Origin of the sequence: Variovorax flavidus (genome assembly GCF_030317145.1) — a bacterium.
Taxonomy (GTDB): domain Bacteria; phylum Pseudomonadota; class Gammaproteobacteria; order Burkholderiales; family Burkholderiaceae_C; genus Variovorax; species Variovorax flavidus.
This window is the reverse complement of sequence record NZ_JASZYE010000029.1, coordinates 1-1,235: the sequence shown is the minus strand read 5'-3', so window position 1 is coordinate 1,235 and position 1,235 is coordinate 1. Positions and strand designations below refer to the sequence as shown.

At 60.2% G+C, this 1,235-nt stretch carries 1 protein-coding gene; it reads left to right on the top strand.

From position 1 onward, the window contains the following. The first annotated feature begins 64 nt into the window (after positions 1-64). Positions 65-1,225 carry an IS30 family transposase gene (locus QTH90_RS31505; protein WP_286668525.1) on the top strand — a complete coding sequence of 387 codons (1,161 nt, stop codon included), beginning with the start codon at positions 65-67 and terminating at the stop codon, positions 1,223-1,225. Positions 1,226-1,235: the final 10 nt, after the last annotated feature.

The following is a 1,235-nucleotide window of genomic DNA, read 5'->3' as shown; positions in this document are numbered from 1 at the left end:
GGCTGCGGATTCAACCGGTCGATGCAACACACTGAAAACTGCCGTAGGCAGAAGGATGTTGCAGATGAAGTATCGAACGCGGACCTACTACACGGACAGCCAGAAGGCGCTCATGTGGGAGCGCTGGAAGCAAGGTCAGACCCTCCACCAGATCGCCGGGATGTTCGATCGACACCATGGGTCGATACGCCAGATCCTGGCCGAGACAGGCGGCATACGGCCGCCGGAGCGCCGCCGTTCCAGCCTTGCGCTGACCTTGGCCGAGCGAGAGGAGATCTCGCGCGCGATGGTGGCCGGCTTCTCGATCCGCGCAATCGCAACGATCCTCGAGCGAGCACCCTCCACGGTCAGCCGCGAGATCAAACGCAATGGTGGTCAGGGTTGCTATCGGGCAACCCGCGCGGACCAGGCGGCTTGGGACCGAGCCCATCGCCCGAAGCTCTGCAAGCTGGCCGAGAACCGAGCCTTGGCACGCATCGTGGCAGACAAGCTCCAGCTTCAGTGGTCGCCGGAGCAGATCGCAGGGTGGCTCAAGCATACTTATCCGAGCGACGAGACCTGCCACGTGTCACACGAGACCATCTACCGCAGCCTGTTCATTCAAGCCCGCGGCGCCTTGAAGAAGGAGCTGCTGCAGCATCTGAGGCGCACGCGAGGCATGCGTCGCTCGCGCCACTACACGCAGAAGACAGACATCCACGGAAGAATCGTGGATGCGGTCTCGATCAGCGAGCGCCCAGCCACGGCAGAAGATCGAGCAGTGCCTGGCCATTGGGAAGGCGACTTGCTGTTCGGAAGTTCCAACAGCCAGATCGCAACACTCGTCGAGCGACAAACGCGCTACGTGATGCTGGTGAAGCTCACTGGCAAGGACACGGAAACGGTCGTCGACGCGTTGGTCAAGAATGCTCGCAAGCTGCCGCAGGAACTCTACAAGTCGCTGACCTGGGATCGAGGATCAGAGATGTCAGGCCACAAGCAGTTCACCCTGGCGACCGACATCAAGGTGTACTTCTGTGATCCTCAGAACCCCTGGCAACGCGGAACCAACGAGAACACGAACGGTCTGCTCAGACAGTACCTTCCCAAGGGTATCGATGTCTCGACCTACTCACAGGCCAAGCTGAATGCTCTAGCGCGGCGGTTGAACGAGAGACCGCGCAAGACTCTCAACTTCCAAACCCCTGCTGAAATGTTCAATCAAACTGTTGCATCGACCGGTTGAATCCGCAGCC

Excerpts from the sequence above, each read along its gene's own strand:
- QTH90_RS31505 (WP_286668525.1), top strand. The coding sequence starts at position 65 with ATGAAGTATCGAACGCGGACCTACTACACGGACAGCCAGAAGGCGCTC.